Annotated in this window: 18 protein-coding genes; 7 read left to right on the forward strand and 11 right to left on the reverse strand. The window is 52.1% G+C overall.

Going from position 1 to position 13,917, the window contains the following annotated elements:
• Positions 1 to 15: 15 nt before the first annotated feature.
• The 3 genes from purU to ACWAU4_RS15550 form a co-directional block, all read right to left on the reverse strand.
• Entirely contained in the window at positions 16 to 849 is an 834-nt protein-coding gene (purU, locus tag ACWAU4_RS15540) for a formyltetrahydrofolate deformylase (protein WP_044734902.1), read from the reverse strand.
• Between the two features lie 86 nt (positions 850 to 935).
• Positions 936 to 2,417 carry a PTS transporter subunit EIIC gene (locus ACWAU4_RS15545; protein WP_208124954.1) on the reverse strand — a complete coding sequence of 494 codons (1,482 nt, stop codon included), beginning with the start codon at positions 2,415 to 2,417 and terminating at the stop codon, positions 936 to 938.
• The gene (locus tag ACWAU4_RS15550; protein ID WP_028779863.1) at positions 2,369 to 2,833 is read right to left on the reverse strand and encodes a flavodoxin; all 465 of its coding nucleotides are present in this window, start codon (positions 2,831 to 2,833) and stop codon (positions 2,369 to 2,371) included. The genes ACWAU4_RS15545 and ACWAU4_RS15550 overlap by 49 nt, the downstream gene beginning before the upstream one ends.
• Before the next feature lie 127 nt (positions 2,834 to 2,960).
• On the opposite strand from ACWAU4_RS15550, the gene ACWAU4_RS15555 reads away from it, so the two are divergent.
• A complete protein-coding gene (locus ACWAU4_RS15555; protein ID WP_096142632.1) occupies positions 2,961 to 3,137 on the forward strand; it encodes a hypothetical protein in 177 nt (58 codons plus the stop codon).
• 278 nt (positions 3,138 to 3,415) lie between these two features.
• Here the strand turns inward: ACWAU4_RS15555 and truC are convergent, their stop codons facing one another.
• Positions 3,416 to 4,258 carry a tRNA pseudouridine(65) synthase TruC gene (gene truC / locus ACWAU4_RS15560; RefSeq protein WP_144132626.1) on the reverse strand — a complete coding sequence of 281 codons (843 nt, stop codon included), beginning with the start codon at positions 4,256 to 4,258 and terminating at the stop codon, positions 3,416 to 3,418.
• Complete coding sequence (locus ACWAU4_RS15565) at positions 4,230 to 4,553, reverse strand: YqcC family protein (protein ID WP_028779843.1); 324 nt, start codon at positions 4,551 to 4,553, stop codon at positions 4,230 to 4,232. The genes truC and ACWAU4_RS15565 overlap by 29 nt, the downstream gene beginning before the upstream one ends.
• 104 nt (positions 4,554 to 4,657) lie before the next feature.
• Here ACWAU4_RS15565 and ACWAU4_RS15570 point away from each other — a divergent pair, with 104 nt between their 5' ends.
• Together ACWAU4_RS15570 and ACWAU4_RS15575 are read left to right on the forward strand one after the other, a co-directional pair.
• The gene (locus ACWAU4_RS15570) at positions 4,658 to 5,671 is read left to right on the forward strand and encodes a DUF3549 family protein (RefSeq protein WP_208124955.1); all 1,014 of its coding nucleotides are present in this window, start codon (positions 4,658 to 4,660) and stop codon (positions 5,669 to 5,671) included.
• Positions 5,668 to 6,057 carry a DUF3301 domain-containing protein gene (locus tag ACWAU4_RS15575; RefSeq protein WP_025010973.1) on the forward strand — a complete coding sequence of 130 codons (390 nt, stop codon included), beginning with the start codon at positions 5,668 to 5,670 and terminating at the stop codon, positions 6,055 to 6,057. Before ACWAU4_RS15570 ends, ACWAU4_RS15575 begins: the two co-directional genes overlap by 4 nt.
• A 1,775-nt stretch (positions 6,058 to 7,832) precedes the next feature.
• Here ACWAU4_RS15575 and ACWAU4_RS15580 read toward each other — a convergent pair.
• Both ACWAU4_RS15580 and ACWAU4_RS15585 read right to left on the reverse strand, forming a co-directional pair.
• The gene (locus tag ACWAU4_RS15580) at positions 7,833 to 8,138 is read right to left on the reverse strand and encodes a DUF962 domain-containing protein (protein ID WP_025887243.1); all 306 of its coding nucleotides are present in this window, start codon (positions 8,136 to 8,138) and stop codon (positions 7,833 to 7,835) included.
• Between the two features lie 12 nt (positions 8,139 to 8,150).
• Complete coding sequence (locus tag ACWAU4_RS15585; RefSeq protein ID WP_096142629.1) at positions 8,151 to 8,801, reverse strand: GNAT family N-acetyltransferase; 651 nt, start codon at positions 8,799 to 8,801, stop codon at positions 8,151 to 8,153.
• Between the two features lie 222 nt (positions 8,802 to 9,023).
• Between ACWAU4_RS15585 and ACWAU4_RS15590 the strand changes: the two genes are divergently transcribed.
• On the forward strand, positions 9,024 to 9,254 hold the full coding sequence (locus ACWAU4_RS15590) for a DUF2789 domain-containing protein (protein ID WP_025887242.1): 231 nt from the start codon (positions 9,024 to 9,026) through the stop codon (positions 9,252 to 9,254).
• A 22-nt stretch (positions 9,255 to 9,276) separates the two neighbouring features.
• Here the strand turns inward: ACWAU4_RS15590 and ACWAU4_RS15595 are convergent, their stop codons facing one another.
• Positions 9,277 to 9,642: a DUF3192 domain-containing protein gene (locus tag ACWAU4_RS15595; protein ID WP_037466957.1), complete on the reverse strand. Its 366-nt coding sequence runs from the start codon at positions 9,640 to 9,642 to the stop codon at positions 9,277 to 9,279.
• Between the two features lie 166 nt (positions 9,643 to 9,808).
• Here ACWAU4_RS15595 and ACWAU4_RS15600 point away from each other — a divergent pair, with 166 nt between their 5' ends.
• Positions 9,809 to 10,147 (forward strand): hypothetical protein, encoded by a 339-nt coding sequence (locus ACWAU4_RS15600; protein ID WP_025010968.1) that lies wholly within the window; start codon positions 9,809 to 9,811, stop codon positions 10,145 to 10,147.
• Entirely contained in the window at positions 10,147 to 10,920 is a 774-nt protein-coding gene (locus tag ACWAU4_RS15605) for a Zn-ribbon-containing protein (protein WP_025010967.1), read from the forward strand. The genes ACWAU4_RS15600 and ACWAU4_RS15605 overlap by 1 nt, the downstream gene beginning before the upstream one ends.
• A 75-nt stretch (positions 10,921 to 10,995) precedes the next feature.
• Here ACWAU4_RS15605 and syd read toward each other — a convergent pair whose 3' ends face one another.
• Positions 10,996 to 11,637 carry a SecY-interacting protein gene (syd, locus tag ACWAU4_RS15610; protein ID WP_144221236.1) on the reverse strand — a complete coding sequence of 214 codons (642 nt, stop codon included), beginning with the start codon at positions 11,635 to 11,637 and terminating at the stop codon, positions 10,996 to 10,998.
• Positions 11,638 to 11,696: 59 nt separating this feature from the next.
• Here syd and queF point away from each other — a divergent pair, with 59 nt between their 5' ends.
• Positions 11,697 to 12,554 (forward strand): NADPH-dependent 7-cyano-7-deazaguanine reductase QueF, encoded by an 858-nt coding sequence (gene queF, locus ACWAU4_RS15615; RefSeq protein WP_025887237.1) that lies wholly within the window; start codon positions 11,697 to 11,699, stop codon positions 12,552 to 12,554.
• Positions 12,555 to 12,615: 61 nt separating this feature from the next.
• On the opposite strand, the gene ACWAU4_RS15620 is transcribed toward queF, so the two are convergent.
• Together ACWAU4_RS15620 and ACWAU4_RS15625 are read right to left on the reverse strand one after the other, a co-directional pair.
• Complete coding sequence (locus ACWAU4_RS15620; RefSeq protein WP_208124956.1) at positions 12,616 to 13,356, reverse strand: 4'-phosphopantetheinyl transferase family protein; 741 nt, start codon at positions 13,354 to 13,356, stop codon at positions 12,616 to 12,618.
• Positions 13,357 to 13,431: 75 nt separating this feature from the next.
• Positions 13,432 to 13,716, reverse strand: coding sequence for a hypothetical protein (locus ACWAU4_RS15625; RefSeq protein ID WP_129978400.1), 285 nt, complete (start codon positions 13,714 to 13,716; stop codon positions 13,432 to 13,434).
• Positions 13,717 to 13,917: the final 201 nt, after the last annotated feature.

Here is a 13,917-nt window from a genome sequence, read left to right on the forward strand (position 1 = left end):
CCCAAAACACTCGGGTTAAAACACCAAGGTCTTGTTGCCGTACACCACGACCTGTTCATTGAGTACCAGCGCCAGAGCCCGGCTGAGAACACTTTTTTCCACATCTCGGCCGGCTTTGGCCATATCTGCCGCGCTGTAACTGTGATCCACAGGGATCACGTCCTGCTTGATGATAGGTCCCTCATCCAAGCAGTTATTCACAAAGTGCGCCGTGGCACCAATAATCTTCACCCCGCGCTCCCACGCCTGACGATAGGGATTGGCGCCGATAAAGGCCGGCAGGAAGGAGTGATGAATATTGATTATCTTATTGGGATACTGCTCGACAAACTCTGGGGTGAGTACCCGCATATATTTGGCCAGTACCAGGTATTCAGGCTGGTAGCCGGCGATAATCTCCAACATGGCGCGCTCGTGGGCGCTGCGATCCAACCCCTGATGACAGACGTGATGAAAAGGCACCTCAAACTTGGCCGCCAGCGGTGCCAGCGTGTCGTAGTTGGCCACTATGGCGGCTATCTCCACATCGAGAGCACCATAGTAGGTTTTCATCAAGAGATCCCCGAGGCAATGGGCCTCCTTGGTCGCCAGCACCACTATGCGCTTGCGTCCGGCATCCACCAGTTTCATATGGTTTTGTTTAGGCAGGACCTCGGCCAACTCCTTCAGCAGCTTAGTTTCATCGAACTCGCCTTCAAGTTCGGTACGCATGAAAAAGCGCCCCTGCTGATTATCGACAAACTCGTTGTTCTTGATGATGTTCAGTCTGTGCTGAAAGCATACCCCAGTGACTCTGGCGATAAGCCCATATTCATCGGCACAATCAATCATCAGTATTTTGCGTGGCATATCGGCTCCTGTCGCTGCATCAAAGTTTGAATATGCCACAGTCTCGCCGCTGGCGCGCTTAAAATTTATTCATCAAAAGCAGCCCGTTATCTCCGGCTTGCCTGGCGACTGTCCAGATACTTTTGCAAAAGCCCTCTCAAGGTCTCGGCCTTGGTGCCAAACACCACCTGGACGCCCTGCCCTACCACTATCACGCCCTTGGCTCCCAATCCCAACAGGCGGGACTTGTCCACCAGCTCTGGGCGTTCGACACTCAGGCGCAAGCGGGTCATACAGGCGCTGAGATTGCGGATATTGGCAGCGCCGCCGAGCGCGCCTATCATGGCCAGCAGATTGCCGCCCGAGGCGGTTTCCGGCTCCAGCCGCCCCGGCGTCTTGAGATTGAATGCCATGATGGAAGCGCGGAAAATCAGATAATAGATGACTGCGGTCAAGGGGCCCAGGATAAGAAACCAACCGGCGTTGGCAGATTGATGCCACAGAAGGGCAAAATCCAGCAAACCATTGGAAAACACCAATCCATAGTGAATGTCGAGCCAGATACAGACAGCATAAGCCAGCCCGGTCAGCAGTGCGTGCACCAGATACAGCAAAGGCGCCACAAACAGGAAGGCAAACTCAATCGGCTCAGTCACCCCGGTAAGCCAACTGGTTGCCGCCGCCGACAGCATGATGCCGGCCACCCGATTGCGTTCACTCTTGTCGGCACAGCGCCAAATCGCCAGGGCCGCCGCCGGCAGGCCCCACATCTTGATGAGATAGCCACCGGCCAGATTGCCGGCCTGGGGATCGCCGGCGAGGTAGCGTGCCACTTCGCCTCTGAGCCATTCACCATCCTGATAATACTGCCCAAGCTCCAGGTAGAAAGGCGCATTCCAGATATGGTGCAGCCCAAGTGGCAACAAGAGGCGCTCCACTGTGCCATAGATGGCAAAGGCCAGCTGCGGCTTTTGATACACAGCCCAGTTGGAGAACACCTCAATATAGTGAGCCAAAGGTGGCCAGATAAGCGCCAGCAAATAGGCCAGCAACACAGCCAACGGCAACATCAGCAATGGTGCGCTGCGGCGCCCCTCAAAGAAGGAAAAGATAGCCGGCAAACGCAAGTGACGACTCATGGCCATCGCCAGGCAGGTCATCACCCCAAGCAACATACCACCGGCAATACCTGTATCTATGGTCACCACTCCGAGCCAGACTGAGGTGTGCACGGGGTTTTGCGAGGCCAGCAGCGATAAGGTGGAACTGAATACCCCAAAGCCGAACGCCGCACTGAAGGCGGCAATCCCCTGATCGCGACAAAAGCCTATGGCAATGGCGATGGCAAACAGCAGCGGCATCATAGTGAAGATGAGATTGCCTGTGGTGGCAAACAGCTCATTGAGCGAAGGAGACAAAATACCTGTCGGCGTACTGGCCAGGCCTTTCATCACCCCGGCAGCAGGCAGGATAGCTATGGGGACAAGCAGCGCCTGACTCAGGCGCTGGGCAAACTTAAACCAATGTTGTGAAAAGCCTTTCAGGCGCCCGGTTCTGTTTTCAGCAGGGGTAGCCAGTTGTTGAGCCATGCTTGAGCCTCGACCTCGGGTTCCATGGTTTCGCAGGCATCAATCTCCAAACGCTCACCGACACGTTTGGCACCAAGCTCCGCAAACAGTTCATCCAATTGTTTACCTGCGCCGCAGAAAGTCTCATAACTCGAGTCTCCCAGGGCAATAACCCCGTATCTAAGGTCTGGTAAGTAAGGGGCCGTGTCTTTCAGTTCCAAAAACCAGGGCAAAATATCATCCGGAAGATCCCCTTGGCCGGTAGTGGAAGAGACCAGCAACAAATACTCATCGGCAGTCGGTACATATCCTTTAAGCTCATGACTTTGCCAAAGTTTAGCATCCACACCATGAGTCTGGAGCTGCTTCAGGAGTGTCTCGGCAACAAACTGGGCGTTACCATAGACAGTTCCAAACACCAGGTTCACTTTTTTCATGTTATACTCTGCACCTCGGAGCCAATATTCATTGTTCTCCACCATACTGTATCGTCTGCTTGTGCTGCAAGCACAAGCATCAACAGACACCAAGCCGACACGCCACTGGCGATAAGGAAACGCAGCGATGCGACAGAGCAGCAGGCAGAAACTTCAGAAGCAACACCAAAGGGCAACTCATGTCCGCCGTATGTGTTACTTCAGAGCCGCTCAACAAGACCAACACCATGCCCACTATCCACTCGACGCCTATCGTCCCTTACTTGACATGATGCACAAGCGCACCAATAAAGACGAAACCTAAGGAAGGTGCGAACAAGTCCCATGTGTGCTCTGCGTCGGCTTACGGGCCTGGATGCAAGGCGTGGTTCGCAGCAAATGGCCCTAGTCCTTTGCAAGAAGCACAACATAGCAGACAGGTCTGTAAGCCACGCCCTTCGGGGCTTTCACAGCAACCAGCTCTCTGCGTTATCCGACTTCGACATGCCCCGGCATGCCTTCAGTCAGATGTCTTGAACGCCAATTGCTGTGCAAGCCACTCTCTACAAAAGAGAAGGCCACGAGGACTTATTCGCACCTTCCCTAAGCCAGCAGCAAACCGCTGTCTGACTCAAGCTGGGACTCGTCCCAGCCCAGGCCTTCGAACACTTGCAGCCATTCGGCCTCCGGCTCTGTCACTATGGTGACGGGTTCGCCTGTCGTTGGGTGAGTAAAACTCAAGCTCTGAGCCAACAACCATAAACGGTTGAGGCCGAAGTGTTCGCGAAAGAAACGGTTTTGCTTGCCATCGCCGTGGGTGGTGTCACCTATGATGGGGTGACGCAGATGAGCCATATGCCTTCTGAGCTGATGCTTGCGCCCAGTCTGCGGCGAGAGACGTATCAAGGCAAAACGACTGCTGGGGTAACGCCCTGACGGGAAAGGGATCTCGGCATTGAGTAGCGGCGCATATTGAGTAATGGCGTCCTGGGCTTCCTTGTTGCGGTCGGCATGTTTATCGGCCACGGCATCGAGCTCTTCTTTGAGTGGATAGTCCAGTGTACCGGCTTGGTGCATATTGCCGCGCACCAGGGCCAGATACTCTTTGCGTGTCTCGCGCCCGGCAAACTGCTGACATAAAATAGCGGCAATTTCACTGCTCTTGGCAAACAACAAGACACCCGAGGTCGGCCTATCCAACCTGTGCACCGGAAACACATGGCAACCCACCAGATCACGGGTCAGCTGCATGGCGAAAAAACGCTCTTTTCGCGCCAGATAGGTTCTATGCACCAGTAATCCCGCCGGTTTATGGATGGCAACCAAGTGTTCATCTTCATAGAGGATACGGATCTCGGGGCACTCTTCATCCACAGGTGTCAAAGCTTGCTCCGAAATCTCGGCTTGAATCTGGGTCTCATCTTGCTTGTTTGGTAAGGAGTTCATCCAAGGTTCTCAACAAAGTGATCAAATTACGGTATGTGGGCGCTTCGCCCCAGACATGCTCGGCCATAGGTGCAGTTGCTATGGCTGATGGCAGCGGCATTTCGGCGTCTATCAGCGTGCGCATTTTGGGCAACAAAATAAACTGCAACCAGGCTTCAAATGCCATGCTGTCGCAGGCAAAGGGCGCCTGACTGGCCATGGCTGCCGCGCCAGGTTCGGTTGCGCTCCACATTCCCTGCGCTTTCAACTCGGCCTCTATGGCCAACAGGAGTTTTTCAGTCGCCAGAAAAGGCATCTGTCACCTCGCAGATCCAAAACAATAAATTGGCACCAATCATACCATCGGGCCAAGCTTATCCCTATAATGCACCGCATTTGTTGTACAAGAGTCAAACGAGCATGGACAGTATCACTACCCTCAGCGAACTTCTCAGCGCCGCCAACACCCAATATCAGGTCTATGATCTCGGCCGCCGGGTGCAACACATAGATCCCATGGCTTTTCATCAGATAGAGGCCCTTCAAAGCCCCTATCCCTTCCCTATACAAGGGCATGCCCAGTTTGCCCTGGTGTTCTGGGATGGCAGTAATCAGCAATATATCTGGTTCCTGAAATTACCTTTGGATGAGCACGGACTCCTGGTCCCTGCTGCACGCAGCCAGTTTATTCAGATGTTGCTTGAAGCCATGGGGGAAAACCTGACCCGTGAACTGACCGAAGCCCAACAGCAACAGATGGCCAATCATCCCTTCAGTTTCAAGCCGCCGCAGGAAAAACTGGCTCTGTTCAACGCCTTGGTGCGCAAACAACTGGGACAAGCCGCTTCTGTGCAGTATGAATATGCCTGCCAATACCTGAGCGGCAAGGTGGCTGCCGAAAACTGGCAACATTTGGGACTGCAAGGGTTGGCGGATATCTGTGCCCGGGTCAATGAACTGGATCACTCAGCCCTGTTGCAACAAGGGTTGAGCAAAGGCGCCGCCGAGGTGCAAATTGCCCTTTGCCAGCAACTGGAACATATACTATTGCCAGAGCCGCTTGCCGAAACGCTCTTCCAGGCATTCAAAGACGCTGCCCCCGAGCATAAGGTTTACTTCCTTCGCGCCTTGGCATCTCACCCTGAACTCTGCCAACAGGCGATAACAGAGCTGGATAGTCAGCAGGCGCTGAATATTGACGCCTTGATCGCCATCGCCGCCCGTTGCTGGTATAGCCTGAAACAGGATGAGTGCCGCAAAATTTATCTCGAGGCTTTGGCTTTGCAGGAGCAAAGCTTCTTTAATCAAATCTTTGCTGATATTGTGGCCATACCCGGGATACGTACCCAGGTATTGAGCGAACTTCGCAATCCCCACCGCAGTGACCGCCTATCCGGCGCCATCGGCGGTCTGTTCAGGGCGACCACAGAATGATGACAGATTTTCTCCTGATCGCAGCGCTGGTAATGATTGCTGCGTTTTTCTGGCAGTTGCGACAAATGGCCGAACTCAGTCGGATATTTGCCGAGCGGGAATGCCAACGGCAAAAGGTGCAGATGCTGGCCATCGCCATGGAGTCAGCCCGTCCCAGCATAGGCGGCAAGAACGGCCTGTGCTGGAATGCACGCTTTATGTTTGAGTTCAGTACCGATGGCATCAACCAGTATCGCGGCCACATCCTGATGCACGGTAAACAGATCCAGAAAATTGAATGGCCAATATTTCCCGAACCCGAGTGGCATGAAGCGCCAACTGCCAGAGGCAGCGTCGGTGGCGGTTGTGGCTCCCGCGGAGGTTGCAGTTCGGGTAAGTGCCGCTGATATTTTGCTGCATCTGACAGAAAACTGAGCCAACCCCGTCGTTGAAGAATCAGTAAAGTTTGCCAGGTTACACAGATAAAAAATCAGAAAAATGGCAGCAGACTCTTGCGCCATCAAAGTTTGAGAACCATTTAAGTCCCCAAATAAAAAATCCCTTAAATAAGAAAGGGCGCGACAATTAAGCCGCGCCCATCTGTTTCTCTGTTAAGCCTTCCAGCTATTAAGTTGCTTCCCTGCACCATCCATGCGTCTGCCGTGCGTCCTGCGCTCCCTATACCATCCTGGTGAGTCCCTGTACTTGCGTACCTGTTCCCTTAGTCCCGATTATCCCTTGATCGGGCCTTGCTCTATCCTTAAGCGTGTCCAGTATCGTCCTTGCGCATCCGTTCAATACATCCTGTTTCGTCTTCCTGACGCTGACCACATTCCTTGGGTCAGTACCTTTCCCTGTTTGCCATCATCCTGATAGGCATCTTCCTTGAGTCATCCCTGGACCGTGTTCCTCACGGTTTAGGTCTTCCTGACCTTGTTCCCTGAATCATCCTTGTCCTTGGATGACTTAAATACTAATCCAATCCCGGCCCCAGGGCTGTACAGAAACCGTTCAATAACTCGTGCAACTTTTTTGTAGCAATTGAAATGGAGTGCATAACCAATTAATTTTAAAAGGCTTAATTGTTTTTTAACGACAAAACCCTCTATTTAACTCTTGTTTGTCTCACAGCCTTGTGAGACATCTCGCACACGATGCCCGGCTTTAATGGAAAACGATGTGTAGTTAAAGACACATCGCCTATAAATCAGTACCGGAATGACCCTAGCTTTAATGACGCCCTATAAGAAAAAACAGCAAAAGAAAAGGCGCGTCCTAAGACGCGCCCTATTTACTGCTGTCAGCCATCCCGCTGAGTTGTGCTCCCTGCACCTTCCATGCGTATGAATCTCTTCCTGTGGACACCTTGTCTCAGTTACGACAGCTTCCAAGCTATCTTTTCATCCCTGCTTACAACCATCCTGGTGTCTGCTCAATTCCCTTGAGCCTCCTTGTGGCCTCCTGGCACTCATCTTCCATGTTTGCCCATCCACTAGCAGCTGTCGTCCATGAGTTGGGTATTCCCTTAACCCAAAGGCTGGCATCCCTGAGCCTGTCCCCTACTTCGTCCTAAACGCTTTCCTTAGCAGACCTTCCTGTCTCAAATTGCCTTTCCTGGCGCGGCAATTTCCTTATTACCGGAAAAATCTCCTGTGTATCCATCCTGGATACTGCTTTCCCTGCGAGCCGTTTCCTTGGTTTGAGCTTCCCTGGAATGGTTTCAAGACGTCCTGTCTTGATTGTCATCCATGACTGAAATCCATTTAGCAGGCTTCCTTGCAGCTCGTCCTTGCATAGGCCTTTCCCAAACGTGTCATCCTGACACTTGCCCCGCCTTAGCTGCCGCCTTAAACTCCTTGGCATTGCTTTCCTTGCAGCTCCCTCTTCCTTGAGGCCCTCTCTTCCTTGAGGCTCGTAACTTCAGTTCCTTTCCTTGGAAGCTCTGTCAAAGCATCCTGCCCTGACCACAACTTAAGTGTACCCAAGGACCCCTCTTTGAGATGGTCAATTTTAGAACAGGCTGGGAATGACAAATATTCAGCAGTCTCTAATGAAATGCTAATCACTTGTTTATTAACAATATTTAATTATTCGCCAGTAAGAACAGCAAATAAGTCTTATGTTTGTCGCACAGCTTTGTGAGACATATCTCACATTGGTACTGGTAAATAACCAAAAACACTCAGAAACGACGTTTGCCACTGACAAATTGGGCCAACATGACCCAGTCAGCCATCAAGCTGTAGACTGGGTATTGAAAGGTCGCCGGCTTATTGTGTTCAAAACCAAAGTGACCAATCCAGGCAAAGCCATAACCCACCACAGGCAGAGCCAAGAGCCATACAAATTGTCCACTAAGCAGGCTGAATAACAGAATAAGCAATACCAGGGTCGAACCTAGATAATGCAAACCTCGGCATACGGGATCGGAATGCTGAGATAGATAGAAAGGATAAAACTCAGCAAAACTCTTGTACTTTTGCTCCATTCTTAACTCCTGTTATTGGTAGACGTCATCATCAGTATGACTGTGGTAAAAGAGCAACTCTCCGGTTAACTGCCCTATATTGAGCTCAACCACGGGTACAAAGCCTTGCTCTCGGAACAGATGAGAATGGCCATCCTCAGTCACAAAGACTCCAACCCCTTCCAGCTCCGGCTGCTCATCACACCAACCCAATACCGCCTGGACGAGCAACTTGCCATAACCCTTGCGCTGCTCGGTTAAAGCTACTGCAATGAACTGTATAATGCCGTATTCAGTAGCCGGCAGGTGCTCCAGAATTGAATTCTCCTTCTGCATCAACTTCTGCGTCGATTGCCAGCCTGTCCCCAGCAGCATTTTCAAACGCCAATGCCAATAGCGTCCCTCCCCTTGGGGAAGTGATGAGGTCACCACGCAGGCAACCCCAATCAAGCGCTCAGCGTCGAACAACCCAATAAGAGGCTGCTCCTGTTGCCAAAGCTCATTGAGCTCTTCACGGATCGCGGCTCTGAGCTTTTGTTCATATTCGACGGCATTGGCGGCCGGCAAGGTCTGCTGAAAAAACGCATCATAGTGATAGGCGTTATAGAGAATTGATGCGGCCAGGCGCAAATCTTCCGCTGTCAGGTAGACGGCACGCAGAGAATCGGGAGTCTGGGTTTCCATTTGTTGTTGTCCTTGTCAGCCAAAAGGGCAATTTCCAATTTAACAATATTGGATCAAAGTGCAATATCTTGATCTTGCTTGCCAGGCATTGTCACTTCATCTTTAGGCAGATTGGTATAAGCTAAGGGGAAGGAATAAGGCTTACTATCTGTTTTATTAAGGCTTGTTCACCCATCACTCATCACCTTGGCAATATATGTCGGGATTTCAGGAGGTCAGAATATGGATACCACCCACACAGACTTGGCCCATTTATTTGAGCAATTGGGACTCCCCAGCAGCAGCAAGGCGATAGAAGGCTTTATCGGCGCACATTCTATCCCCGAGGGAGTCAAACTGGTGGATGCACCATTCTGGAATGAAGCGCAGCGCACTTTTTTAACGGAGGCTCTGGCCGAGGACGCCCAATGGTCAGACACCATAGACCATTTGGACGCCCAGCTCAGGAGTTGATTGGAATTGGGATGAGTTTGAATTACAGCTGCGCGTAAGCCTTATCGCCCCAGCCAATCAGTTGTTGATCGCGAAACACCAAGGGGGTGCACTCATCCTTGGTGGTCTTGCCATCACTGTGTCTGTGGCGGGTACGGTAAAACAGTACCTGTACTTGCTGATCATTGGAGAGAAAGGCTTCATTAAAGTCGGCCTGCCCCATGAGCTGCTGCACCTGTTGCTGATCCATCCCCAGAGTCAACTTGGCCAGTTGTTGCTGATTTTGCTGTTGCTGCAATTGCCAGGACTCCTTTTCATCCCAGTTGGCTTCGTGATCGCCGACATTGACCACACAGGCACTAAGCCCTAAGCTTGCAATCCCCATCAGTGGCAGTAATAACTTGTTCATTGTCACTCCTTGTTATATTTATCAAATGTTGACTTTTGTTAAGCAAATGCAGCAAACGCTATGCAACATGCAGGCCAACAAATAAACCGATAAATATCAAAATGATAAAAGCAAACAACTGCTGCACTATGTAGCTATTCGCGAAAATGTGAGGTTTTTTACCAAGATGTCCACTCCACTGGAACAGGTCATGGCCGCCGCGGCGGCAGTAGCCCAAAGCGGCCATACTCCCTCTCTGGCACTGATTAAGGCAAGACTCGGCAACAAGTTACCAATGCCACTGCTGGTTGAAGGTCTGCAGCGTTTCAAATCCCTGCCAGAGAGTGAACGGGAAAAACTGCTTGAAGACGCACCTCAACTGCAAGAAACCGTGCCACAACAAGCTGTCACCACAGTAGAAGTTCTCCAGCAGGAAATCAGCCAGCTACGCCAGGAACAGCAGCAACTGAAACAAGAATTCGCGGCCTTGCAACAAAGACTCGCCAAGCTTGAGGAACAGCAATAATGTTTGTCTGCGAACTCAGGTTTGAATGCTTTGCCAACACCACTATCAGCGCCGCAGAAAAAGCCATCAATACCCTGCTTGAGGCCTGGCGGGCCAACGGTCAGGTATTGGGACGGGAATTTGCGGTGGCCTTTAGGGACGGGGAGTTCAGAGTCAGGCTGCTGCTACCGGAAGAAACCAGTCTGGCCAACAGGCACAACAGTCCCTGGGCCAAACAGGCGTTGCAGCAGTTAACCGAGGCCAAACTGCTGGCCCCCAAGGAAAAGCTCATAGGTCAGGATATCAATTCCGAGGTCAGCACCCTGGAGCCCCCAAGTTGGCAGCTGCTTTATACCAGCTATGTGCATATGTGCTCGCCGCTGCGCAGCGGCGATAACTTGCTACCCATTCCACTCTACCGCATTCCCGCGACCTTCAACGGCGATCACAAGCGGGTGATCCGTTGGCAAACCGAGTGGCAAGCCTGTGATGAACTGCAGATGGCCGCAGCAACCAAGGCCGAATTTGCCGCACTTGAGGAGCTTTCCAGCCCGGATAGCGATCTGTTCCGCCGCGGCTGGGATCTGCGCGGCCGTATCGAATATCTGACCAAAATTCCTACCTATTACTACCTTTACCGGGTCGGGGGAGAGAGTAAGCAAGCCGAATTGGCCCGTCCTTGCCCCCGTTGCGGCAACCCGGACTGGCGCCAACCCAGCCCGTTGCTGGATCTGTTTCATTTCCGCTGTGACAACTGCCGGATAGTCTCCAACCTCTCCTGGGATCATCAATAAACTGGGACAATCAATAGTCTAGGATCATCAATAGCAGTGATCATCAATCAATAGTGATTGTGGTAACCCCGACTGTCAGCGGCGGGAAAACAGGTGTTGCCACATAAGCTTCATCCGCGCCCAGAGACCGGGATGGTCGACATTCGCCATTGCCGGCTCCACAGGCTCAACCGCCGGCGCCACTCTGGGGCGCAACATAACAAGAAACTCTTCCAGACTGTCTGCCAGCTTCTTTGAGGGGAGCTCACCAGGGGTCTCACGCCAGACAGCACCGGTTTCATTATCCACGCAGATCATCTCATCACCTTGCCCCAATAGACCGATAAACCAGGTCGGTGGCTGCTTGAGCTTGCGTTTCATCATCAGGTGCCCAATCAGATTCTGCTGCAGAAACTCAAAATCGTCCTGGCTCCAGGGCTGCAGTAGTTCCCCTTCGCCGAAATCGGCTTCAAACAACAGATGCGCGGCAAAAAACTGTCCATAAAACTCGTCGATATCGGCATGCAACGGCAACTCCAGCGCATGACTGACATTGGCAAAACTGCCTGGCTGTTCACGGCGAATAGTCTGCCACAGTAGCGGATCTTCGCCATTCTCCTGCAGCAAACAGGGCGAGGCTTCTCCCCTGGCATAATATCTGGGGCCTTCCCCCAGACTCGACTGGTAACTTTGATGATAACGGCTGAGAAATTGCTCCAACGCCTGGGCACAAGACACTTATCGCACTTCCAAATTCAGGTATAATGGTGGCCTATTTTGACACGGAAACCCGCTTGATGACACAGAATCACGACCCTTACCGGAACGCCGAAGCCTTATCTGGCCTGACACTGGGTCAGCAGACAGATTATCAAGAGCATTACGCCCCTGAGCTGTTGCAGGGTGTGCCCCGCAAACTCAACCGTGATGCAATCAACCTGAGTGCGCCTCTGCCGTTTCAGGGGGCCGATATCTGGACCGGCTATGAACTCTCCTGGCTCAATGCCAAGGGCAAGCCCATGGTGGCCATCGCCGAGTTCCAGCTGGATCTCAACAGTGAGCATTTAATTGAGTCCAAATCCTTCAAGCTCTATCTGAACAGTTTCAATCAAACCCGCTTTGACAGTACTGAAGCCGTCGAGCAGACCCTGACCCAAGATCTGAGCCGCTGTGCCAATGGCGAGGTAAAAGTCAGAGTGATTGAGCCCAAGCACTTCAACAGTCAGAGAGTTGTTGAGCTGCCGGGGCACTGCATTGACGATCTGGATATTGAAGTCAGCGACTATGAGTTCAACCCCAAATGGCTCGAGGACAGCACAGACGACAAGCAGATAGTCGCCGAGACCTTGAACTCCAACCTGCTTAAGTCCAACTGTTTGATCACCTCACAGCCTGATTGGGGCAGCGTGATGATCCGCTACCAGGGCCCCAAGATAGACAGGGAAAAACTGCTGCGTTATCTGATCTCTTTCCGCCAGCATAACGAGTTCCACGAGCAGTGTGTCGAGCGGATATTCACCGATCTGAAGCGTTTCTGCCATTGCAGCAAGTTGACCGTCTACGCCCGCTACACCCGCAGAGGCGGATTGGACATCAACCCTTTCCGCAGTGACTTTGAGCACGTGCCGGAAAGCCAACGCCTGGCAAGACAGTAATCGAACATAAAGCGGCTTTAAAGCCGCTTTTTCATTCTTGCCGGTAACCTATTTCAGAGTGCTACTGACCAAGGTGCCACAGCAGTTGCCAGTTGATGGCTGCAGGCGCCCCCAGCGTCAGGGCCAATCGATAACCCGGCTCCATATGGCCAAGCCAACTCTGCCATTGGGTGTTTTCCTTAGGCTTTAGCAAAAGCCCACGGCGCATCGCAACAATCTCGGCTGGCCGCTCGGCCGAGCATGCCTCCCCTGAGCTCAAGTCAAACGCAAACCCATCGAGCGGCTGCGCCAACCCCTTGCCGGTCGCCTTGATATAAGACTCTTTCAAGGCCCAGAGGTCGAAAAACGCCTCTCGCCGCGTGGCATCATCCAGATTTCGTAATTGCTGCAGCTCAAAAGGCGCAAAATAGTGGCGCATCACAGTATCGATAGCCGTGCGCATCCGTAAACGCTCTATATCGACTCCGAGTTGCAACTCAGGAGAAGGATGTTTCAGCAATGCCAACAGCAGCCAATCACCGCTGTGACTGAGGTTAAAATGCAGCTGAGTCTGTTGAAACTGCTCATCACAAAGGCGCGGCTTACCCTGGGGACCATAATCGAAACACCACTCCCGGGCTGCAAGCGGCGCTTGAGTACTCAGGGTCTTTCTCAGCAAGGCGCGGCTTGTTATTGCCCGTTGCTTAACCTCTTTATGGCTTATTCGGGCAAACTTTTCCCGCTCGGCCGGCGTCAGACACAGCGCCAGGTCTTTTATTTTTAAAGGCTCACTCTGGCGTAAGGGATACAAAAAGAGTTGCACGGCGTTGATGGGAGACTCCAAAAAACCAAGGGGGAGTAGGCTATTTTGCCTTGGCCTCCCCCTCGGTCTCAAGTGCTAATCATTCATGTTTTGCTGATTCATTTTATCGACATAGGCTCTCGCCTCTTCCCGCTCTCTTTCCCGCTGCTGGGCGGTTGTACAGCGGCGGTTGGGAATATTGCTGCCGGTAACCCTAACCCGGTCGCAGCGGTATCCCTGTTCATCGAGTCTTTGTTGGCGGGCCGCGTCCTCAGGCGACAACTCGGCGGTAGTGGCACTGGTACCACTGCAACCGGCGCCGAGTACAGTAAACAAGGCAGCACTCGCCATTCCCAGTAGATTATTTTTTGTTAAATACACCTGACACTCTCCATTTCTGTTGCTGATGCCAGTTCATCCAGTTGCCCTAAAGGCAGATACCCAGGTTGTAACATAAGCTGCAATATAAGCTGCAACAGACCACTGGGGATTAGGGATAAATAGGTATCAGATATCCATTTTTACAGCACAAAAAACCAAAACAACCAATTTATATCAATTTAAAAACAAGTTAACAACAAG

Source organism: Shewanella sp. FeAMO, assembly GCF_053653955.1.

Excerpts from the sequence above, each read along its gene's own strand:
- purU (WP_044734902.1), bottom strand. The coding sequence starts at position 849 with ATGCCACGCAAAATACTGATGATTGATTGTGCCGATGAATATGGGCTT.
- ACWAU4_RS15545 (WP_208124954.1), bottom strand. The coding sequence starts at position 2,417 with ATGGCTCAACAACTGGCTACCCCTGCTGAAAACAGAACCGGGCGCCTG.
- ACWAU4_RS15550 (WP_028779863.1), bottom strand. The coding sequence starts at position 2,833 with ATGAAAAAAGTGAACCTGGTGTTTGGAACTGTCTATGGTAACGCCCAG.
- ACWAU4_RS15555 (WP_096142632.1), top strand. The coding sequence starts at position 2,961 with ATGCGACAGAGCAGCAGGCAGAAACTTCAGAAGCAACACCAAAGGGCA.
- truC (WP_144132626.1), bottom strand. The coding sequence starts at position 4,258 with ATGAACTCCTTACCAAACAAGCAAGATGAGACCCAGATTCAAGCCGAG.
- ACWAU4_RS15565 (WP_028779843.1), bottom strand. The coding sequence starts at position 4,553 with ATGCCTTTTCTGGCGACTGAAAAACTCCTGTTGGCCATAGAGGCCGAG.
- ACWAU4_RS15570 (WP_208124955.1), top strand. The coding sequence starts at position 4,658 with ATGGACAGTATCACTACCCTCAGCGAACTTCTCAGCGCCGCCAACACC.
- ACWAU4_RS15575 (WP_025010973.1), top strand. The coding sequence starts at position 5,668 with ATGATGACAGATTTTCTCCTGATCGCAGCGCTGGTAATGATTGCTGCG.
- ACWAU4_RS15580 (WP_025887243.1), bottom strand. The coding sequence starts at position 8,138 with ATGGAGCAAAAGTACAAGAGTTTTGCTGAGTTTTATCCTTTCTATCTA.
- ACWAU4_RS15585 (WP_096142629.1), bottom strand. The coding sequence starts at position 8,801 with ATGGAAACCCAGACTCCCGATTCTCTGCGTGCCGTCTACCTGACAGCG.
- ACWAU4_RS15590 (WP_025887242.1), top strand. The coding sequence starts at position 9,024 with ATGGATACCACCCACACAGACTTGGCCCATTTATTTGAGCAATTGGGA.
- ACWAU4_RS15595 (WP_037466957.1), bottom strand. The coding sequence starts at position 9,642 with ATGAACAAGTTATTACTGCCACTGATGGGGATTGCAAGCTTAGGGCTT.
- ACWAU4_RS15600 (WP_025010968.1), top strand. The coding sequence starts at position 9,809 with ATGTCCACTCCACTGGAACAGGTCATGGCCGCCGCGGCGGCAGTAGCC.
- ACWAU4_RS15605 (WP_025010967.1), top strand. The coding sequence starts at position 10,147 with ATGTTTGTCTGCGAACTCAGGTTTGAATGCTTTGCCAACACCACTATC.
- queF (WP_025887237.1), top strand. The coding sequence starts at position 11,697 with ATGACACAGAATCACGACCCTTACCGGAACGCCGAAGCCTTATCTGGC.